Raw genomic sequence first — 20,863 nt, forward strand, 5'->3', positions numbered from 1 at the left:
CGGGAGGTTAAAGGCGTTCCCGCGCCGTGCTCAGACGGGCGGCAAAGGTCGCCGCATCCACCTCACCTACGACACGTAAATCCAGCCATTCGTCACCCTTGGCGTCGAACAGCAGAATTGCCGGCGGGCCGAACAGCTGGTAGCGGTCGAGCAGGGCGCGTTGTGCAGGGTTGCTCTCGGTGATGTCGAAACGCACCAGTTGATAGTCGCCGAGCTGGCGGCCGACCTCCGGTGCGTTGAGCACTTCGCGTTCGATCACCTTGCAGCTAATGCACCAGTCGGCGTACCAGTCGAGCAGCAGTGGCTTGCCGTTGTTCTTTGCGGCAAGCAGAGCGGCATCCAGCTCGGCGGGTGTGCTGATGGTTTGCCATTGGCCGGATTGCACCTGAGTGGCTTCGGCGCTGCTGACCATCCGCCCGAGTGGCCGTAGCGGGTCATCCTGGCCCTGCAGCGCGCCGACCCAGGCCACCAGGGCGTAGACCAGCAATGGCAGGCCGAGCAGTTGCGCGAGTTTCTGGTGATGGGTTTTCGGCGTCAGTTCCAGCACCCCGAGCCACAATGCGATGCCTGCTGCGAGCAGGCCCCAGAGCCCCAGGCTGACGGGGCCGGGCACCACGCGTTCGAGCAGCCAGATCGCCACGGCCATCAGCAGTGCGCCGAACAGGTTGCGCACGGTGAGCATCCACGGCCCGGATTTCGGCAATAGAGCACCGCCGCCGACGGCGAACAGCACCAGGGGGGCGCCCATACCCAGACCCAGAGCCAGCAACTTGAGACCGCCGCCGAGGGCATCGCCGCTGGCACTGATATACAGCAACGCACCGGCCAGTGGCGCGGATACGCAGGGCGAAACCAGCACGCTGGACAGCACGCCCAGCGCTGCGGCGCTGATAATCGTGCCACCGTGCAGGCGTTGGCTCAGGCGCTGCAGCGGGCCGTCGATGGCCGCCGGCAGGCGCAGTTCGAGAAAGCCCAGGCTGGCCGCGCCGAACAGGGCGAAGAAGATCGCAAACGGCACCAGCACCCAGGGTGATTGCAAGCGCGCCTGCAGGTTGAGTTCGGCACCGAACAGACCCATCAATGCGCCAAGGATGGCAAAGCTCAGGGCCATCGGCAGTACGTAGGCCAGCGACAGCACCAGGCTGCGCAGGCCGCCCGGCTGGCCGCGCAGCACTACACCGCTGAGGATCGGCAGCATCGGCAGCACACACGGGGTCAAGGTCAGCGCCAGGCCACCGAGGAAGAACAGTGCCAGATCGGTCCAGCTCCAAGGCGTTGCGGCATTCGGCGTGGCGCTGCTGGTCGCTGCACCGCCGCCAATAGCCAGCACTTCGGTTTCTGGCGGGTAGCACAGGCCTTTGTCAGCGCAGCCCTGATAGTTGACGCTGAGGTTGAAGGGGCGATTGTCCGGGTTATCGACCGGCACCTCGACATCCAGCACCTCGTAATACACCTCGACATCGCCGAAGTACTCGTCATGCTTGGCTTTGCCGGCGGGTAGAACGGCCTGACCCAGGCTTATATCGGCTGGTTCGCTGCTGAAACTGAAGCGGTGCCGATACAGGTAATAACCTTCGGCCGCGACAAAGCGCAGTTTTACTGACTCGCTGGAGCTGCTGATCAGGCTCAGCTTGAACGCCTCGCGTACCGGCAGAAAGTCCGCGCTGTTGTTCAGCGGCGCGCCGAATTGTGCAGGGGCGGGCGGCTTGTCGAACAGGCCGGCGCTGGCCGGTAATACGATCAGAAGCAGAAGCAGGCTGAGAAAACGGTGCATGGCAGGCTCGTGATGCGGGAATCGCCGCATCATAGCGGAGGCGGGAGGCTCAAGGCACGGTCCAGGCTGTAAGCGGTCTTGTCTACCGGCTGTATGATGCGCGACAGATTGCCGCGCCAGCGGCCGTTAACCGTCAGTTAGACCCTGAACGCCTGCACGGCGGTATGCAACTGCCCGCCGAGTTGCAGCAGCTGATCGCCCTGATTACGCCCCTCGCCGATGCGCTGCAGGTTGTCACCGCCGAGGTGGTGAATGCGCTCACTGTGCCCGCGAATTTCGCTGACGGCGCCGCTCTGCTGGGCCGTGGCGTCGGCAATGCGTTCGGCCATGCTGGCGATGGTGCGGATCGCGGCAACAATCTCGGCCAGCGCGCCATCGGCTGCTTCGGCCTGGCTGGCGGTGGCTTCGGCGTGCTCCACTTGGGTGCGCATGGCCTGCACGGATTGCAGTGCAGCCTGCTGCAGGCGGCCGATCAGTTCCTGAATCTGCGCAGTCGCACCGCTGGTACGCTGTGACAGCGAGCGCACTTCATCGGCCACCACAGCAAAACCCCGGCCCAGTTCGCCGGCCCGTGCCGCTTCAATCGCAGCATTCAGGGCGAGCAGATTGGTCTGCTCGGCGATACCGCGAATAACGGTCAAGACATTGCCGATGGTCGCGGTTTCTTCGGCCAGGCGCTCAATCGCCTGGGCATTGCCCTGTACTTCATCAACCAGTTCGTGCAAGCCGGTAAGGCTGTTGCCAATCACCTGTTGGCCCTGTTCGACGGCGCGGCTGGCGTCACGGCTGGCATCTGCAGCCTGGCTGGCATCGCCGGCTACTTGCTGGATGGTCGTCTGCAAATCGCCCAGTGCGTCGCGAATCTGTGCGGTATCGCCAACCTGGCGTTCGGCGCCGTTGTGTAAGCCGCTGCTGAGGTCGGCCAGGGTGCGGCTGGAACCGACCACCTGTTCGGCATGCTGGCGAATGGTTCCCACCAGATTGACCAGGTAGGTGCGCAGGCGGTTGAGCGATTCCTCGATATCACGCAGTTCGCGCGTGCGCGAATCAAGGCGTACATCGTCGGCAAAGTCACCCTGAGCCCAGGCGGAAAGTGCCGGTACCAGCCGTGTGAGGACACGGGTCAGGAGACGCTGGAGGGTGTCGATGATCAGCGCAATGAGCAGGATCAGGCCAATCATCAGGCCCAGAATCAACTGAACCTCGCCCTGAATGCGGCCGTGTTCGGCGCGTACTTGAGGTTCCAGAGCAGCCAGGGCCTGGTGCACCTTGTCGACCTGTACGCGGGTGCTACTGGCCAGCGCGCTGCGTTGTTCGATCAGGTTGCGGGTTCGTTGCAGCTCACTTGGGTAGCGTTTAATCAGATTGCCCAGGTCGCGTTTGAGGGCAATGCCGCGGTCTTCGGCCTGGCTGCTGTCAGTGCTGGCATCCAGGCCCAGCAGGTCGGCAAACGAGCTGCTGGAGGACTCACTGGCATCGGCGACGCCCAGAAGCGGCAGATCATTGAGTTGCTGTGCCTGTTTATCCAGCGCCGCCAGTTCGCGCTCAACCTCGCTGGCCAGTTCACTGCGACCACTGCGTACCAGTTTATCGCGGGCATGGGCCAGGCGGGTCAGGTGACGTGCCGCGTTGAACAGCGGCCGGCGGTACTTGGCGGCGGCCTCGGCGGTGCTGCTGTCAGCGTATTGCGCCAGTTGTTCAAGGGTCGCGTCCATTTCCCGTTCGGCTTGCAGCAGCAGGCCCTGCGAATCGGCAGACAGCTTGCCGGCGGCGAGTAGGTCATTGGCGCTGAAGGTGCTGAGTTCGACCAGGCTGGGACGCAGGTCGGCGGCCAGTTGCTCGGGTAGCTCGCTCAGGGCTTGTTCCAGGCTGCCTAACGACTGCATTGCGGCGCTGTGACGCAGCGCATCGCCACTGTCCAGATAGGTGCTGATGTTTTGTGCCACGTCAGCTTGAAACTGTTGCGACAGGCTCAGGTAGCGAGCCATCAGCAGGTAGGGGCGTTCCAGGGCGCGTTGCGACCACCAGAGCGTTGCCGCCAGCGCCACGCAGACGGTGACCAGCAGCAGGGTGTTGAGATTGGTGAGAGATTTGAGGCGCATAAGGCTCGACCGACAACGAACGGTTCAGACCACCACGCAAGCGTCGAGGCGGCAGCTAGGCCTTGGAATTTATTGCTTTTTCGTGACCGTTATATGACTGCGCCAACTGCGTCACGGTTTTCCGCCCAACGGTTGTCGTCGGACTGTTCTTACCTCAGGTGCCCTGATAGATGGCAACCTGATTGCGTCCGCCGTGTTTGGCCACATACAAGGCCTGGTCGGCCTGTTGTGACAGCAGTTTACCGTCCTGTTGCGGTGCCAGCTGAGCAATCCCGCAGCTAAAGGTGCATGACAGGTCATGCGGCTGTGCCGAGAACTGGATTTCCGCGAAGCGCTGACGGATGTCATCGAGAACGCGGCGCGCCGAGGCAGCATCCGTATCGGGCATGACCACCGCGAACTCTTCGCCGCCATACCGACCAATATGGTCGCTCTTGCGCAGGCGCTGTTTGAGGAACAGCGCCAGGCTCTTGATCACCCGGTCGCCCATGGGATGACCGTAGGTGTCGTTGACCTTCTTGAAGTAGTCGATGTCGATCATCGCAAAGCTCAGCGGCTGACCGTCGCGCTCGGCACGAAAGCGGGCGTCTTCAAGCAGTTGCAGGGTGTGGGTGTGGTTGTACAAGCCGGTCAGGCTATCGCGCACCATGCGCGCCTTGAGGCTGCGAGCACGCGCGGCGCGATTGCGTACAGTGGCGATCAGGTGGCGCGGCTTGATCGGCTTAGTAAGGAAATCGTCGCCACCTTCGCTCATCGCGTCGAGTTGCTTGTCCAGATCATCTTCGGCGGACAGGTAGATGATCGGTACGCTGACATAACGGTCGTTGTGGCGGATCACCTGGGCCAGTTCGGTGCCATTGCACTCGGGCATGTACATGTCGAGGATGATCAGATCAGGCTGGAAATCGGCCAGGTTACACATGGCCTGGATCGGTTCGATCAAGGTGCGGGTAACGATGCCGGCGCTGTTGAGTACGCGCTCGGTGTGTGTGGCCTGGGCCCGCGAATCATCAATGATCAGCACCTTATAGGGTTCGTACTGGGAAATATGCGTCAGCACCTCGATGCGCTCGAACAGGTTCGAGGCATCCAGGCTGCCGCTGAAAAACTCTCGGCCGCCTGCGCGCACGGCGGACAGGCGAGTCATGGTGTCAGTGTCTTCAGCACTGAAGAACAGCAGCGGAATTTTGTCAGCCAGGCCGTCTTGTACGCTTTGCGCCAGTTCCAGTCCGCAGCCCGGCCCGGAAAAGTCGACATCCATGATGATGGCGGCCGGGTGGCGTTCACGAATCGCATTGCGAAACGCATTGGCGCTGTCCAGGGCAATGGCGTTCATACCGAAGAACTCCAGGCGCTGCACCAGCTGTTCGGCCCGCTCCAGGTGTTGCAGCGCCAGATAGACCGGCTTGCGCAGCGGTGGCAGGAGCGTCTGTTCGAAGCGATCCCCGTGGCGTAGACCGGTGCGTGACAGGCGCTGCAGTAACAGGTTGAGCTGGCTGATCAGTACGCTGTTGAGCCGGCCGCGGTTTTCGGTCACTAACTGTAGGCAGCTGTCGATTTCCTGGGCCAGCTGGCTGTGTTCGGCTTGATCGAAACGTTCGGCATAGCGTTGCAGCAACTGCGTCGCTTCACGCAGCTCACTCATCCCAGCGTCACTCCACTCGCTGCGCTGCAGGCGCTGCCAGACCTCCAAGACCTGGCGCGCCTGGTTGATCACGCGCTGGGCAAAGTGTTGCTTGAGGCGATCGCGACTGGGGTCTTCTTGTTCTGTCATGGCCTGGGTTCGGTTGCGCGGCATCTGCCGACGGTGATGGCTTAGTGCTAGCAATGCTAACACCGGCAATAGTTAATGCTAGAGCCGTCGATCTATTGACGTCGGCCTTCTGTCTAGGCGTTCACAGATACACCAATACACACAACCGGCGCTAAGTTTGTCGCCCGCCACTGCGCAGCATGACATGCATACCTTATAGTGCTTGACCGTTGCGCAACCCTGCTTGCAAGTTGTGGTCGAACGAGCAGTTGCTTGAAATCATCGCCAGGCGCGGCAGCGCTCATACGCTCCCGCCACTTGAGTAAAAGGACAAGGCCATGCTGGATTGGAAGAACCGTACTGCTGATGCGCGAGATGGCGCCGCAGGCTCAGTGGACAATGTTCGCAGCTACTTCGCTGGGGGCTGGGCCACCCGTACTGTTGGTGGCCTGCTGGGGCTTTATCTGGTTGTGGCATTGGTGGTGGGCTGGTACTGGAGCCAGGAGCCGGTGCAGTTCTCCGTGCAGCAGCAGGCAGAAGCCAGTGCCGAGTTGAGCGGGCGCAAACTGGTCAACGGCTACACCACGGTGGAAACCCTCAAGCAGGTCGCAGGCACATTGCTCGACAAACCGGGTGGTTACCTGTCCAACGACTTGGCACCACCGGGGCTGTGGCTCGACAACATGCCCAGCTGGGAATTCGGTGTTCTGGTGCAGGTGCGCGACATGTCCCGAGCGCTGCGCAAAGACTTCACCCGCTCGCAGTCACAGTCCACCGAAGACCCGGATCTGGTCAAGGCGGAGCCACGCTTCCACTTCGACAACAAGAGCTGGGCGCTGCCGGCCTCCGAAGCTGAGTACGCCGAAGGCATCAAGTCGCTTGATCGTTACCTCGCACGCCTGAGCGATCCGACCCAGGGCAATGCTCAGTTCTACACCCGTGCCGACAACTTGAACAACTGGCTGGGTGATGCGGCAACGCGCCTGGGTTCACTGTCGCAGCGCCTGTCAGCGAGCGTTGGTCAAGTGCGCCTGAACACGGCCGTGGTTGATCCTGCTCAGAATAACGGGGCAGCACCGCCGGATTTTGTCGAGGGCGTGAATTATGAAACGCCATGGCTGCAGATTGATAACGTGTTCTATGAAGCGCGAGGTCAGGCCTGGGCACTGGCGCATCTGCTGCGTGCCATCGAGGTGGATTTTGCCGATGTGCTGGCGAAGAAGAACGCCACTGTCAGCGTGCGGCAGATCATCCGTGAGCTGGAGGCTGCGCAGGCAACCCTGTGGAGTCCGATGATTCTCAACGGCAGCGGTTATGGTCTGCTGGCCAACCATTCACTGGTCATGGCCAATTACATCTCGCGCGCCAATGCCGGGTTGATCGACCTGCGCCAACTGTTGTCCCAGGGCTGATCGGTGGTCTGGTCTGACGCTGAGCTGGCGCACCGCGCAGCCTCTGATGCCGAGCGCATCGCCTGGGTCGATGAGCAGGATCGGCCGCTGGGTGGCGTGTTGCGCAGTGAGCTACGCGAACGGCACCTGATCGGTCGCGGCACCTATATCCTGCTGTTCAACAGTGCCGGGCTGCTGTGCGTGCATCGGCGCACCCTGAGCAAGGCGCTGTACCCCGGTTACTGGGATGTGGCAGCCGGCGGCATGGTGCTGGAAGACGAAAGCTATGCCGACTCGGCATCCCGCGAGCTGGCAGAAGAGTTGGGCATTCGTGATGTACCGCTGATCGAGCATGCGCACTTCTTCTATGACGCCCCGGAAAGTCGGCTGTGGTGCATGGCCTATTCGGCGGTGTCCGATGCGCCGCTGCAGCTGCAGCCGGAAGAGGTCCTGGAAGCGCGCTTTATCTCCATCGAGCAAGCGCTGGCCGAAACCCGGCACATGCCCTATTGCCCCGACTCGTTGGCCGCCTTGCAGCGCTACCTGGCAGCCATTGGCTGAACCGGAAAACCCTCGTCGTTACTGGCTTTGTGCAGGATATTTGGACGTTTCGTTCGGCATCCCGCACAGCGTCGCCAATCCGCCGATTAATGGCGCATTTTTACACTTAGCAGCTGCGCTTTTTGCCGTTACACTGCGCCGCCTTCAAGCCCCGGCCATCGCGCTGGGGTGCGCTGCCCCTGCCAGAGTGGGGCTTCGCGGTCGATGCCGCCACGCGGTGTCGACCAGTCGCTATCCTGACCCCTTCGAGGACAAACCGGTGGTCAAGAAAGCTTCTTCATTCGCCGCTCTCAGCGGCCTGGTGTATTCCACTGACAGCGGTCGGCATTGCCCCGATTGCTGTCAACCGGTGGACGCCTGCACCTGCAAACAGACCCAGATTCCTGCCGGTGACGGCATTGCCCGTGTGCGCCGCGAAACCAAAGGCCGCGGCGGCAAGACCGTCACCACCATCAGCGGAGTGCCGCTGGCCGAGGATCCGCTCAAGGATCTTGCCAGTGCCCTGAAAAAACGCTGTGGATGCGGCGGTTCGCTCAAGGATGGCGTGATCGAGATTCAGGGTGACCACGTCGAACTGTTGCTCGCCGAACTGATCAAGCACGGTTTCAAAGCCAAGAAGTCCGGCGGCTGATCCCGTCTTTTCTAAACTTCCTCAGCGGACTTCGTGTCACAGCTGAGGAATCGTCATTTTCCGACTTTATTTTGTACGCGTCTTGGCACGGCCAAGGCCACTATCGCCAGCAAGGGAGACTTCGATGTCTGCACGACGCACACGCAAAGATGACGGCAGCCAGTGGACCGTAGCGGACAGCCGCAGTGTCTATGGTATTCGCCATTGGGGCGCGGGTTACTTCGCGATCAATGACAAGGGCTGTGTCGAGGTGCGCCCGAATGGCCCGCAGAGCACGCCGATTGACCTCTACGAGCAGCTCGATGAGCTGCGTTCCAGTGGTTTGTCGCTGCCGTTGCTGGTGCGCTTTCCGGACATCCTGCAAGACCGCGTGCGTCAGCTGACCGGTGCCTTCGACGCCAACATTGCACGCTTGGAATACCAGAGCCGCTACACCGCGTTGTACCCGATCAAGGTCAACCAGCAGGAAGCGGTGGTGGAGAACATCATCGCCACGCAGAACGTTTCCATCGGCCTGGAAGCCGGCTCCAAGCCGGAGTTGATGGCGGTGCTGGCGCTGGCACCAAAAGGTGGCACGATCGTCTGCAACGGCTACAAAGATCGCGAGTTCATCAAGCTGGCGCTGATGGGGCAGAAGCTCGGTCACAACGTGTTTATTGTCATCGAGAAAGAATCCGAAGTGCAGTTGGTGATCGACGAAGCCGCCGAACTCAAAGTGGCGCCGCAGGTCGGTCTGCGCGTGCGCCTGTCCTCGTTGGCCTCGAGCAAGTGGGCTGACACCGGCGGCGAAAAATCCAAGTTCGGCCTGTCGGCGGCGCAGCTGCTGTCGGTGGTCGAGCGCTTCCGCGCGGCGGGGCTGGATCAGGGCATCCGCCTGCTGCACTTTCATATGGGCTCGCAGATCGCCAACCTGTCCGACTACCAGCACGGCTTCAAGGAAGCCATCCGCTATTACGGCGAGCTGCGTGGTCTGGGCCTGCCGGTCGACCATATCGACGTCGGCGGTGGCCTGGGCGTGGATTACGACGGTACACACTCGCGCAATGCCAGCTCGATCAACTACGACATGGATGACTACGCGGGTGTCGTGGTCGGCATGCTTAAGGAGTTCTGCGACGCTCAGGAATTGCCGCATCCGCATATCTTCTCGGAAAGCGGCCGCTCGCTGACCGCGCATCACGCCATGCTGGTGGTGCAGGTCACCGATGTGGAAAAACACAACGACGAGATTCCGCGTATCGAGGATGTCACCAGCCTGCCGGAAACCGTGCGCTACCTGGTTGAATTGCTCGGCCCGACCGATATCGAGATGGTCACCGAGACCTACTGGCGCGCCACCCACTACATGAGCGACGTGGCCACTCAGTACGCCGACGGTAAACTCAGCCTGACCGAAAAGGCTCTGGCCGAGCAGTGCTATTTTGCCGTGTGCCGCCGCCTGCACAACTCACTCAAAGCCCGTCAGCGTTCGCACCGTCAGGTGCTGGATGAGCTGAACGACAAGCTGGCCGACAAGTACATCTGCAATTTCTCGGTGTTCCAGAGCTTGCCGGACACCTGGGCTATCGGCCAGGTGCTGCCGATTCTGCCGCTCAACCGCCTCGACGAAGAGCCGCTGCGCCGCGCTGTGCTGCAGGACCTGACCTGCGATTCCGACGGCAAGATCCGCCAGTACGTCGATGAGCAGAGCATCGAGACCAGCCTGCCGGTGCACGAAGTGCGCGAGGGCGAGGACTACCTACTGGGGATCTTCCTGGTCGGTGCCTACCAGGAAATTCTCGGTGATATGCACAACCTGTTCGGCGACACCGATTCGGTGAACATCTATCAGAACGCGGATGGCAGCGTTTACCACGCCGGTATCGAGACCCACGACACCATCGAGGACATGCTGCGCTACGTGCACCTGTCACCGGAGGAGTTGATGAACCACTACCGCGATAAGGTCGCCAGCGCCAAGATCAGCCCGCGCGAGCGCACGCAGTTCCTCGATGCATTGCGTCTTGGGCTGACCCGTTCGTCTTACCTGTCGTCCTAGGGAACAATCGATCTGCTGCGCGTCGGCACTACTGCGTTAAAAACAGGCTCGGATGCGAGCCCAGTCGGAATGCTCATGTACAACAGTACACTCCGCTTCCTCGCCGTTTTGACCAGCCGAAGGCTGTTACTAACGTAGCGCCTTGTAGTGTTCTAGCTCGCGAGAGCTTGAGCAGGTACAAGCTCGCGCTGAATGCAAAAGGCCCCGCACTGCGGGGCCTTTTGCTATCTGCTGACATTGATTAAAAACCGTAGCCCGGATGCAATCCGGGGGCGATTAAGCCCCTAGTAGACTTTGTCCGCATACGCGTAAAACTTGTGCCGTGGCGGCACCCGAGCCTGGCTGGGCGAACCAGGCCACGGCTTCGGCAACGTCCTGCGGTAGGCCGCCCTGGCCCATGGAGTTCATCCGCCGGCCGGCTTCGCGGATGGTCAGTGGGATGGCGGCGGTCATCTGGGTTTCGATAAAGCCCGGCGCCACCGCGTTGATGCTGATGCCGCGTTTGGCCAGCGTCGGCGCCCAGGCCTGGGCCAGGCCGATCACCCCGGCCTTGCTCACTGCGTAGTTGGTCTGGCCCATATTGCCGGCGATGCCGCTGATCGAGGCGATCAGCACCACGCGGCCGTTGTCGTGCAGCTTGCCGGCATCCAGCAGGGCTTGGGTTAGCACCTGCGGGGCATTCAGGTTGACGTTGATCACCGAGTTCCAGAACGCGTCGGTCATCTTCGCCAGGGTCTTGTCGCGGGTGATGCCGGCGTTGTGCACGACGATGTCCACGCCGTCTGGCAGCGCTTCGATCAGCTGCGCGGCGGCATCATCGGCGCAGATATCCAGGGCCAGGCCGCGCCCGCCCAAGCGTGCGGCGAGGGCATCCAAGGCATCCTTGGCCGGTGGCACGTCCAGCAGCACCACCTCGGCACCGTCGCGGGCCAGGGTTTCGGCGATGGCTGCGCCAATACCGCGTGAAGCGCCGGTGACCAACGCCTTCTTGCCGGCCAGTGGGCGAGTCCAGTCCTTGACCTGCTCGCTGCAGGCGTTCAAACGCAGCACCTGACCCGACACATACGCACTTTTCGGCGAGAGGAAGAAGCGCAACGCGCCTTCAAGCTGCGCTTCGCCGCCTTTGCCGACATAGATGAGCTGCACGTTGCCGCCACGGCGGATTTCCTTGCCCAGCGAGCGGGTGAAGCCTTCCAGCGAGCGCTGCACGCTGGCGGCAATCGGGTCTTTCAGTGACTCCGGGGCACGCCCCAGCACCACCACCCGGGGGCATTTATCCAAGCCTTTGAAGGCCGGCTGGAAGAAGTCGCGCAGCTCAATCAGCTGCTCAAAGCGGGTCAGCCCGCTGGCATCAAACACCAGCGCCTTGAGCTTGGGGCTGTGTTCGGCGGTCCAGCGCGGCAGCTCGAGCTGGCCTTCGCGAGCTGCATACAGGGCGTCGGTCAGCTTGTGCGCAAAGGGCCGCACCGCGCTGGCCAGGCTGCCGTCGCCGCCCAGCAGCAGAGCACCGTCGACCGGCCGGCTGCGTCCAGCCATCCAACGCTCCAGCAGCAGCGGCGCGGGCAGGCCGAGCGCACTGACCAAACGGCGACCTGAGGTGGAGTTGGCAAAGGCGAGATAACGGTCTGACATGAAACGGCTCCTGCGCATGGATCAAAAGTGCGCCCACTCTACGCAGCCCACAGAAATGCGCAATTGACCGCATCCGCCTGCTGTGCCGGCAAGGCGGCCAATGCCACACTGCCGCGACAGGTTAGCCTGTGCGTCACTTATTAGAACCGGTTCTTAGCCCCCTTCTCTGTTCAGGAGTCGTCCATGACCCAGCCGCGTCGCGTCGCCATTGTTGGTGGCAACCGTATTCCGTTCGCCCGCTCCAATACCGTCTACGCCACCGCGAGCAACCAGGAGATGCTGACCTGCGCACTGGATGGCCTGGTCGAGCGCTTCAACCTGCATGGCGAACGTCTGGGGGAGGTGGTGGCCGGTGCGGTGCTTAAGCATTCGCGCGACTTCAACCTGACCCGCGAATGCGTGCTCGGCTCGCGTTTGGCCCCGGAAACTCCGGCCTATGACCTGCAGCAGGCCTGCGGCACCGGCCTGGAAGCCGCGCTGCTGGTGGCCAACAAGATTGCGCTCGGGCAGATCGAGTGCGGCATTGCCGGCGGCGTCGACACCACCTCGGATGCGCCGATCGGCGTGAACGAAGGGCTGCGCAAGATTCTGTTGCAGGCCAACCGAGGCAAGAGCACGGGCGAGAAGATCAAGAGCCTGCTGCAGATTCGCCCGCGCCACCTGGCTCCGGCCATTCCGCGTAATGGCGAGCCGCGCACCGGGCTGTCGATGGGTGAACACTGCGAGTTGATGGCGCAAACCTGGGCGATCCCCCGTGATGAGCAGGACCAACTGGCCGTGGCCAGCCACCAGAAACTCGCTGCCGCCTATGCCGAAGGCTGGCACGACGACCTGCTCACGCCGTTCCGTGGCCTGACCCGCGACCAGAACCTGCGCGCCGATATCAGCCTGGAAAAACTCGCCACCCTCAAGCCCTGCTTTGAGCGCAGCCCGCGCGGCACCCTGACCGCCGCCAACTCGACGCCGCTGACCGATGGCGCATCCCTGGTGCTGTTGGCCAGTGAGGAGTGGGCCAAAGCCCGTGGTTTGCCGATTCTGGCCTACTGGAAGGACGGCGAAGCCGCCGCCGTGGATTTTGTCGGCGCGGGTAAGGAAGGCCTGTTGATGGCCCCTGCCTATGCCGTGCCGCGCCTGCTGGCGCGCAACAAGCTGAGCCTGCAGGACTTTGACTACTACGAAATCCACGAGGCCTTCGCCGCCCAGGTGTTGTGCACCCTCAAGGCCTGGGAAGACGCCGACTACTGCAAGACCCGCCTGGGTCTGGATGCGCCGCTGGGCTCCATCGACCGCCGCAAAATGAACGTCAAGGGCAGCTCGCTGGCGGCGGGGCATCCGTTTGCCGCCACTGGCGGGCGCATTGTCGCCAACCTGGCCAAGTTACTGTCGGTGGCGCAGGAGGGGCGTGGCTTGATCTCAATTTGCGCGGCGGGTGGGCAAGGTGTGACTGCGATCCTGGAAAAGTAATCAAACAGCAGCTCCCGTACGCTGTGCAGGGGCTGATGTATGCAACTCCGTGATTTGGAGCGGCCCACGTAGGTGGCGCCGCTCTTTTTTATGGCCTGTCGTCCCTGGCGGCCACCCTCCGGGCCGTCGCTGTGCGACGCTAAAAATGGTTCTCTGCCATTTATGTCGTTTGCAGACAGCGCTATTGCGTGTCGCCGCTGGTTTCCTGCTTAAGCAGCGCCGCTTTGCGTGCCAGCCCCCAGCGGTAGCCACTGAGGCTGCCGTTGCTGGCAATGACCCGGTGGCACGGCACCAGCAGGCCCAGCGGGTTGCTGGCGCAGGCGCGTGCTATGGCGCGGGGATGGCTGCCCAGTTGTACGGCCAGTTCGGTGTAGTTGCGCGTCTGCCCCAGCGGAATCTGTTGCAGGGCGCGCCACACCTGTTGCTGAAACGCGGTGCCGCGAATATCCAGCGGCAATTGAGCTGCGCGTTGCGGCTCGCTGATCTGCGCCAGCACCTGGCGCAAGCTATCGCCCAGGCGGGCGTCATCCCGGTGCAGTTCGGCGGCGGCAAAGCGTTGCAGCAGCTCATGTTGCAGCGCAGCCGGATCGTCGCCAAACAGCAGCGCGCAGATGCCCTTGGCGCTGCTGGCCAGCAGTAAGTGGCCGAGCGGGCAGGGCGCTATGCAGTAGCGCAGCTGTTCGCCCGCACCCTGCTTACGTCGTTGCGCTGGACTCAGAGCTGCCGCCTGCTGATACAACGCGCGGGTACTGGAGTAGCCGGCGTTCAGCGCGGCGTCCAGCACGCTGCCTGCCGTCGGCAACTGCTGTTCCAGGCGCGCGCGGCGTTGCGCCTCACACCAGGCCTTCGGGGTCAGCCCGGTGCGGGCTTTGAAGGCGCGTGTCAGGTGCGAGGCGGACACGCCGATGCGGGCGGCTAGCTGGGCGAGGGTCAGCGGCTGTTCGCTGTGGTCGAGCAATTCACAGGCGGCCACCACCAGCGCGTCTAATTGCTCGGCCGGGCTCTGTCCCTGCGGCGAGCAGCGTTGGCACGGACGAAAGCCCGCGACTGCGGCGGCGTCAGCATCGACATGAAAACTCACGTTCTCCCGCTTGGGTCGCCGTGCCGGGCAGCTGGGCCGACAATAGATGCCGGTGCTGCGCACGGCGAAGACAAAGCGTCCATCCTGCGCGGCATCACGCGTGCAGACGGCCTGCCAGCAAAGGTCTGAATCGAGCATGGGCGCCTCCTTGATCCTGAACCGATTGTCGGCTGTGCTGGAGGTACTGCCAATGCATATCTGACTTTCAAATAGCAGGTAACGATCGCGAGGGACGGGGGCGGCGTGGTCACGGTCAGCTCGTATGCTGCTGAATGCACAGGGTTGGCTTGGGTGTAGAGGGTTAAGCCGGCTCCGTCATGGCAAACAGTGCTGCCTTGCTCACCCCTCGCTTGACGAGGCGATTGACCGGAGCCAGCCGCGCGCTGATCAGCGCCACTCCAGATTCAGCGCTTCTTTCCAGGCGAAACGTTCGAAGTGGCTGGCGATCACCTGCTGCAGTTTCAGCAGGTGATCGGCATTGCTGCTTTCCACCCGCAAGGTCAGGCCCTCGGCACTGGCCTGCAGGGTGCTGGTGCCGATGTCGAATTCGATACGGCCTTGCTGGTCATCGAAACTCACCGGGATTTTGTGCGCAAAGTGCTTGCACAGGCGGCTGATATAGCGGGCCGGAGTGCTGGTGGCGACATAGGCACTGGTGTGCAGTTGCATGGTGTTCTCCTGATGGGATGGACAAGCGTGGCGTTCAATAACCCACGGTAAAGCGCTGGCGCAGGTGCTGCGGGTGTTCCAGTTCGTCGATGATGGCCACCGCCAGATCAGCCACCGAGATCTGTGCGGGGGCGTCGCCCGCCATCAGCAATTGATCGCCGCCAATGCGGAACTGCCCGGTGCGCACACCGGGCTGCAGCAAGGCCGGTGGCGAGACAAAGCTCCAGTCCAACCGCTGTTCGGCCTGAAGCAGACGCAGCGTCTGCCGTGCGCCTTCCGCACCGTCCTTGTACTCGGCGGGAAATTCCGGGGTGTCGATCAGTTGTACCCCCGGGGCGACATACAAGCTGCCTGCGCCACCGACCACCAGCAGGCGCACTCCGGCTAGCTGGCTGGCCGCGATGATCGCCTGGCTGCCGGCGATAAAACGCTCGCGCAGATCCGCAGTGCCCCAGCCCGGATTGAAGGCGTGGATTACCGCATCATGGCCTTTGAGCTGTTCGGCCAGGGCGGCCGCGTTGTAGGCATCGCCGGCCACGGCATGCAGTGCTGGGTGTTGCGCCAGCTTGGCTGGGTCGCGGACGATGCCGGTGACCTGGTGGCCGCGCTCGAGGGCCTCTTGCAGCACCGCTGCGCCAACAAAGCCGCTGGCACCGATCAGAGCAAGTTTCATGGGTGTCTCCAGATACGATTATTTGAAAAAGATAATCGCAGATGGATAAAGCGCGGAAAAATAGGTTAAAAAGGCTTTAACTATTAAGCAGGGCTTACGAATGGAGCAGCTGAAACGCATGGCGGTGTTCGCCACGGTGGTTGATTGCGGCTCTATGGTGGCGGCCGCCGAGGTGCTGGGGATGACCGCCTCGGCGGTCAGCCAGCAGATCCGCAAGCTGGAGCAGAGTACCCAGGTCAGTCTGTTGCACCGCACCACCCGCAAGCTGACGCTGACCGAGGCCGGTGCGACCTTCTACCAGAGCTGTGCCCAGGTGCTGGTGCTGGCTCAGCAGGCGGAGCAGCGTCTGGCTGAGTTGCGTGATGCCCCAGTGGGCGAGTTGCGCATTGCCGCGCCGGTGGGTTTCTCCGGACGCCCACTGAGTGCCGCTTTGGCGCCGTTGCTGCAGGCGCACAGCGGCCTGAGTCTCAAACTGTTCTTTCATGACGAACACATTGATCTGATCGAGCAACGCATCGACCTGGCGATTCGCGTCGGTCATCTCGACGACTCCAGCCTGGTGGCGCGGCATATCGGTGACACCCGCATGCTGCTGTGCGCTGCGCCGGCCTATCTGCAACGCAAGGCGCCGATCGAGCAGCCGCATGACCTGATCGGCCAGGACTGGTTGGTCCTGCACGGCGACAATGCCTTCAACGCACTGCAACTGCAGGGACCACATGGTCAGGTGGAAAAATTGCGGGTGGAAAGTCGGGTGAGTTGCAACAACATCCTCGCCGTGCGTCACTTCACCCTCGCGGGGATGGGCGTATCATTGCAGCCGGAACAGGAAGTACGCGAGGAGCTAGCCAGTGGCCGTTTGCGTGAACTGCTGCCGCAGTGGCGGCTTGCGCCCTTCGGCATTTACCTGGTGACCCCGCGCCGCGATGCCCAGCCAGCCAAGGTGCGTTACGCCATCGCCGCACTGCGACAGCACCTGCTGGCGAGCTGATGGCCCGTCCAGGGTGGGCGCTTGGCGCAGATTGCCGTATAACGGGCGGCAGAGTCGACTTGGGCAACAAAGGACCCCTGATTAAAGCTGATGAAGACGCCAAAACGTATTGAGCCGCTGGTTGAGGCCGGGCTGGTCGATGAAGTGGTACGACCACTGATGAGCGGCAAGGAAGCCGCCGTCTATGTGGTGCGCTGTGGCGATGAGCTGCGTTGCGCCAAGGTCTATAAGGAAGCCAACAAACGTGGTTTCCGCCAGGCCGCCGAGTATCAGGAGGGCCGCAAGACGCGCAACAGTCGTGACGCTCGCGCCATGGCCAAGGGCAGTAAGTACGGGCGCAAGGAGCAGGAAGAGGCGTGGCAGAACGCCGAAGTGGCGGCGTTGTTCCGCCTGGCCAATGCCGGTGTGCGCGTGCCCAAGCCCTATGATTTTCTTGAGGGCGTGTTGTTGATGGAGCTGGTCGACGACGGCGAGGGCGATGTGGCCCCGCGTCTCAATGATGTCGACTTGCACCCCGACGATGCCCGCGAGTTCCACGCCTTCATGATTCAGGAAGTGGTGAAGATGCTCTGCGCTGGCCTGGTGCATGGCGACCTGTCGGAATTCAACGTGCTGCTCGGCCCCGAGGGCCCGGTGATCATCGACCTGCCGCAGGCGGTGGATGCGGCTGGCAATAACCATGCGTTCAAGATGCTCGAGCGTGATGTCGGCAACATGTCCGCCTACTTCGGTCAGTTTGCCCCGGAATTGAAGTTCACCAAGTACGCCAAGGAAATGTGGGCGCTGTATGAAGCCGGTGAACTGACCCCGGACAGCCCGCTGACCGGTGAGTTCGATGATCCGGAAGAAGAGGCTGATATCGACGCGGTGATGCGTGAGATCAAGGCCGCGTTGGCCGATGAAGCACGCCGCCAGGCGCTGCTGAATGCCGAAGACGAGCCCAAGGGCGAAGAACCGCCACCGCCTTGGGCGCAATAGGCATAACCTGCCGCTGACCGGGTCAGGTGAGCGGCATTTTTTATGTCAGTTATCCAGGCGGGCAGCGTTCAGTCTGTTGTCACTGCGTGTTTCGCGTTTCCTGTGCATCGTCCTGCCCCTTTTGTCTGTTTCAGCCATGCAACGTCGTTTACCCGGCACTCAGGCGAGTTCGCGCGGATCTACCCATAACTCGGCGCGTGCCAACAATTGCACGCTGCCCCCCACGCTGATCCTGTCGTCGCTGCCAACGCAAACATCCAGCCTGCTGGGACGGCCGAGGAAACGTCCCTGATTGAGGCTGAAGTGTTCGGCACGCCGGTGCAGGCCGTGCTCCACCAAGAAGGCCGCGACCGGACCCGCGGCGCTGCCGGTTGCGATGTCTTCGATAACCCCCAAAGGATCCCAGGTGCGCCCTTCGCGGTTATCCATGTCCAGCAGGAAAACGAAGGCAGCTGCATGGGACGCCAGCTCGGCATCTAGCATGCGCTGCTGTCGGGCCAGGGCTAAGCCCTGGGCGCTGACGGGCAGAATCAGGTAGGGCAGGCCGGTGCTGATTACCCTGGCTGGGTAGCGGTGATCCAGGTGGGTGCTGTTCAAGTTAAAGGCTTCGGCGATCACCTGCGCTTGCGCGGGGCTGAGCTGCGCTCCAAATTCGGCTGCGCCCTGGTCCATCTGCGCATAGAAACCGCGTTCCTGGCGACGGGTAAGCAAGCGCACGCTCTTGGCCGCCAGCTGTAGAGTCCATTCGGCGTGTGTGTCTTCGCTCTGCAGATGGTGCAGCAGGGCAGCGGCGCCGAGGATCGGATGGCCGGCGAAGGGCAGTTCCTCTTCCATGGTGAAGATTCGCGCGCCCTGAGCCTGCGGGTCTCTGCCAGGCAGCAGAAAGATCGATTCGAACTGGCGCAGCTCGCGGGTCAGCGCCTGCATGACGGCCGGATCCAGCTGGCGCGCATCAGGGAATACCGCTACGCCGTTACCGGCCAGCGGCCGTTCGGCGAAGACATCGAGTTGCCAATAAACCACAGGTGACATATGGGCTCCTTGCTATCAGTGTGCCGGGTATTCGCTGATCACTCGTTCTGCGCCCTGTTTATCCAGGCCGATGACCTGGTAGGCATCACGCACATTGCCATACTCCATGCCAGGTGAGCCGGCAGGCATACCCGGTACGGCTGCACCGAGCAGATCGGGTTGCTGGCGCAGCTTGAGGATGTCGGCGGCTGGTACGTGGCCTTCAACGAATTGGCCGTTGATCACTCCGGTATGACACGAGGCCAGGCGTGGCGGCACGCCGAGGCGCTGCTTGACAGCGACCATGTCGGTTTCGACATGGTCGACCACGTTAAAGTCGTTGTCCTGCAGGTGGCTGATCCAGGCCTTGCAGCAGCCGCAGTTGGCATCGCGGTGCACGTCGATGGTCAGCGGATCGGCGGCAAAACTCAGGTTGCTGATCAGTAGCCCGGCAACAACAAACAACTGGCGCATGGGGTGACTCCTGGCAGGTAAAAGGCTGAGCATAGCGCCGGGCGGCCGTGGCCAGCCACCGGCGATTTCCGAATCGGACGGGCGCAGCTTATGCTGCGTGCTCGATTTCAGGGGGGAGTGTCCATGCTGTTTGCACGCGTAGTACTGGTGATTCAACTGTTGGCGCTGGCCGGTCTGGGGCTGGCCTACTTTGTTCAGCCCCATGAAATGACCAACCTCAGTGGCATGTTGCTGATGACGCCGGCCGCTGCCACGGACGTGCGCGCCTACTATGGTGGCCTACAACTGGGCCTGGCGGCGTTTATCGGCCTGTCGCTGAGTCGGCTCGATCTGACCCGTGCGGCGCTGACCCTGCTGGTGCTGCTCTACAGCGCCCTGGCCTTGGCACGCATTGGCGGGTTGTGGCTGGATGGTGGCGCGCAGCAGACGTTCAATCTCTACGCGCTGCTGTTGGAAGTGGTCTCTGCGGGGCTGTGCTTCTGGGCGCTGCGTGGCCTGCAGCGCCTCTAACCTTAACGGCGCTCCAGCAGAACGCCCGACTCCATATGGTGGGTGTAGGGGAACTGGTCGAACAGCGCGCAGCGCGTCACCTTGTGAGTGTCGTTGAGTTGGGCGATGTTGGCGGCCAGGGTCTCCGGGTTGCAGGAGATGTACAGAATGCGCTCGAAGCGTCGGGTCAGCTCGCAGGTGTCCGGGTCCATGCCGGCACGCGGTGGGTCGACGAAGACGCAGCCGAAGTCGTAGCTTTTCAGGTCGATGCCGGCCAGGCGGCGGAACGGTCGTACGTCATTCAGCGCTTCGGTCAGCTCTTCGGCGGACAGGCGCACCAGCGTGACGTTGTCCACGCCATTGTCGGCCAGGTTGGCCAGCGCGGCATTCACCGAGGACTTGCTGATCTCGGTAGCCAGCACCTTGCGTACGCGGGTGGCCAGCGGCAGGGTGAAGTTGCCATTGCCGCAATACAGCTCCAGCAGGTCGTCCTTGCGTTCGCCGAGCGCGTCATAAGCCCAGGCGAGCATCTTCTGGTTCACTTCGCCGTTGGGTTGAGTAAACGCACCCTCCGGTTGGCGGTAGCTGAAGGTGCGGCCGGCAACCTGCAGTTTCTCCTCGACATAGTCTTTACCCATGACGATGCGCTTGCCCTTGGAGCGGCCAATGATGCTGACCTGCAGCTCGGCGGCGAGCTTTTCAGCGTCGGCCTGCCAGGCGGCATCCAATGGGCGGTGATAGCACAGGGTGATCAGCCCGTCGCCGGCCAGGGTGGTGAGGAACTCAACCTGGAACAGCTTGTGGCCCAGCTCACGGCTGGCTTGCCAGGCCGCTTTCAGGCGCGGCATCAGCGCATTGATCTGCGCGCTGGCGATGGGGAAATCTTCGAAGAAAATCGGTGTGAACTTGTCGCCCGCTTCAAACATGGCGTAGTGGCGGTCTTCCCCTTCGCGCCACAGGCGAAACTCGGCGCGCAGGCGATAGTGCTCGCGCGGCGACTCGAATACCTCGGGAGCGGGCGCATCGAAGGCTGCCAACAGCTCGATCAGGCGCTGCTGCTTTTCCGCAAGTTGGGCGGCGTAGTTGGCGGGATCGAACTGGGAACGGCTCATGGATTACTCGCTAATCAGCGCTGGAGGCGCCCGCCGGCA

At 62.5% G+C, this 20,863-nt stretch carries 18 protein-coding genes; 8 read left to right on the forward strand and 10 right to left on the reverse strand.

What is annotated here, in order from left to right:
- Window positions 1-7 precede the first annotated feature (7 nt).
- The 3 genes from OU997_RS11550 to OU997_RS11560 form a co-directional block, all read right to left on the reverse strand.
- On the reverse strand, window positions 8-1,774 hold the full coding sequence (locus OU997_RS11550) for a protein-disulfide reductase DsbD (protein WP_267806695.1): 1,767 nt from the start codon (window positions 1,772-1,774) through the stop codon (window positions 8-10).
- A 137-nt stretch (window positions 1,775-1,911) separates the two neighbouring features.
- Entirely contained in the window at window positions 1,912-3,876 is a 1,965-nt protein-coding gene (locus tag OU997_RS11555; protein WP_267806696.1) for a methyl-accepting chemotaxis protein, read from the reverse strand.
- A 154-nt stretch (window positions 3,877-4,030) separates the two neighbouring features.
- Window positions 4,031-5,650: a response regulator gene (locus tag OU997_RS11560; protein WP_108486975.1), complete on the reverse strand. Its 1,620-nt coding sequence runs from the start codon at window positions 5,648-5,650 to the stop codon at window positions 4,031-4,033.
- A gap of 317 nt (window positions 5,651-5,967) precedes the next feature.
- Here OU997_RS11560 and OU997_RS11565 point away from each other — a divergent pair, with 317 nt between their 5' ends.
- The 4 genes from OU997_RS11565 (at window position 5,968) to speA (ending at window position 10,250) form a co-directional block, all read left to right on the forward strand.
- On the forward strand, window positions 5,968-7,041 hold the full coding sequence (locus tag OU997_RS11565; protein ID WP_108486860.1) for a DUF2333 family protein: 1,074 nt from the start codon (window positions 5,968-5,970) through the stop codon (window positions 7,039-7,041).
- A gap of 3 nt (window positions 7,042-7,044) precedes the next feature.
- Window positions 7,045-7,581 (forward strand): NUDIX hydrolase, encoded by a 537-nt coding sequence (locus OU997_RS11570; protein WP_267806698.1) that lies wholly within the window; start codon window positions 7,045-7,047, stop codon window positions 7,579-7,581.
- Between the two features lie 259 nt (window positions 7,582-7,840).
- Entirely contained in the window at window positions 7,841-8,212 is a 372-nt protein-coding gene (locus OU997_RS11575; RefSeq protein WP_267806699.1) for a translation initiation factor Sui1, read from the forward strand.
- A 124-nt stretch (window positions 8,213-8,336) separates the two neighbouring features.
- Window positions 8,337-10,250: an arginine decarboxylase gene (gene speA / locus OU997_RS11580; RefSeq protein WP_108486862.1), complete on the forward strand. Its 1,914-nt coding sequence runs from the start codon at window positions 8,337-8,339 to the stop codon at window positions 10,248-10,250.
- A gap of 276 nt (window positions 10,251-10,526) precedes the next feature.
- Here the strand turns inward: speA and OU997_RS11585 are convergent, their stop codons facing one another.
- A complete protein-coding gene (locus OU997_RS11585; protein ID WP_267806702.1) occupies window positions 10,527-11,882 on the reverse strand; it encodes a 3-oxoacyl-ACP reductase in 1,356 nt (451 codons plus the stop codon).
- 183 nt (window positions 11,883-12,065) lie between these two features.
- Here OU997_RS11585 and OU997_RS11590 point away from each other — a divergent pair, with 183 nt between their 5' ends.
- The gene (locus tag OU997_RS11590) at window positions 12,066-13,346 is read left to right on the forward strand and encodes an acetyl-CoA C-acetyltransferase (RefSeq protein ID WP_267806703.1); all 1,281 of its coding nucleotides are present in this window, start codon (window positions 12,066-12,068) and stop codon (window positions 13,344-13,346) included.
- A 181-nt stretch (window positions 13,347-13,527) separates the two neighbouring features.
- Here the strand turns inward: OU997_RS11590 and ada are convergent, their stop codons facing one another.
- The 3 genes from ada to OU997_RS11605 form a co-directional block, all read right to left on the reverse strand.
- Window positions 13,528-14,565 (reverse strand): bifunctional DNA-binding transcriptional regulator/O6-methylguanine-DNA methyltransferase Ada, encoded by a 1,038-nt coding sequence (ada, locus tag OU997_RS11595; protein ID WP_267806705.1) that lies wholly within the window; start codon window positions 14,563-14,565, stop codon window positions 13,528-13,530.
- Between the two features lie 249 nt (window positions 14,566-14,814).
- The gene (locus OU997_RS11600) at window positions 14,815-15,096 is read right to left on the reverse strand and encodes a DUF2218 domain-containing protein (RefSeq protein WP_267806707.1); all 282 of its coding nucleotides are present in this window, start codon (window positions 15,094-15,096) and stop codon (window positions 14,815-14,817) included.
- A 34-nt stretch (window positions 15,097-15,130) separates the two neighbouring features.
- The gene (locus OU997_RS11605; RefSeq protein ID WP_267806709.1) at window positions 15,131-15,769 is read right to left on the reverse strand and encodes an NAD(P)-dependent oxidoreductase; all 639 of its coding nucleotides are present in this window, start codon (window positions 15,767-15,769) and stop codon (window positions 15,131-15,133) included.
- Between the two features lie 100 nt (window positions 15,770-15,869).
- Between OU997_RS11605 and OU997_RS11610 the strand changes: the two genes are divergently transcribed.
- Both OU997_RS11610 and OU997_RS11615 read left to right on the forward strand, forming a co-directional pair.
- Window positions 15,870-16,760 (forward strand): LysR family transcriptional regulator, encoded by an 891-nt coding sequence (locus OU997_RS11610; RefSeq protein WP_108486868.1) that lies wholly within the window; start codon window positions 15,870-15,872, stop codon window positions 16,758-16,760.
- Between the two features lie 90 nt (window positions 16,761-16,850).
- Window positions 16,851-17,738: a PA4780 family RIO1-like protein kinase gene (locus OU997_RS11615; protein ID WP_108486869.1), complete on the forward strand. Its 888-nt coding sequence runs from the start codon at window positions 16,851-16,853 to the stop codon at window positions 17,736-17,738.
- A 159-nt stretch (window positions 17,739-17,897) separates the two neighbouring features.
- On the opposite strand, the gene OU997_RS11620 is transcribed toward OU997_RS11615, so the two are convergent.
- The gene (locus tag OU997_RS11620) at window positions 17,898-18,770 is read right to left on the reverse strand and encodes a PhzF family phenazine biosynthesis protein (protein WP_267806711.1); all 873 of its coding nucleotides are present in this window, start codon (window positions 18,768-18,770) and stop codon (window positions 17,898-17,900) included.
- Window positions 18,771-18,785: 15 nt separating this feature from the next.
- A complete protein-coding gene (locus tag OU997_RS11625; RefSeq protein WP_267806713.1) occupies window positions 18,786-19,223 on the reverse strand; it encodes a DUF411 domain-containing protein in 438 nt (145 codons plus the stop codon).
- 123 nt (window positions 19,224-19,346) lie between these two features.
- Here OU997_RS11625 and OU997_RS11630 point away from each other — a divergent pair, with 123 nt between their 5' ends.
- Window positions 19,347-19,733 (forward strand): DUF4345 domain-containing protein, encoded by a 387-nt coding sequence (locus OU997_RS11630; RefSeq protein WP_108486872.1) that lies wholly within the window; start codon window positions 19,347-19,349, stop codon window positions 19,731-19,733.
- A 2-nt stretch (window positions 19,734-19,735) separates the two neighbouring features.
- Here OU997_RS11630 and trmA read toward each other — a convergent pair whose 3' ends face one another.
- Complete coding sequence (gene trmA / locus OU997_RS11635; protein ID WP_108486873.1) at window positions 19,736-20,824, reverse strand: tRNA (uridine(54)-C5)-methyltransferase TrmA; 1,089 nt, start codon at window positions 20,822-20,824, stop codon at window positions 19,736-19,738.
- Between the last annotated feature and the right edge of the window lie 39 nt (window positions 20,825-20,863).

Origin of the sequence: Pseudomonas sp. SL4(2022), from assembly GCF_026625725.1 — a bacterium.
In the GTDB taxonomy this organism is placed as follows: Bacteria; Pseudomonadota; Gammaproteobacteria; order Pseudomonadales; family Pseudomonadaceae; genus Aquipseudomonas.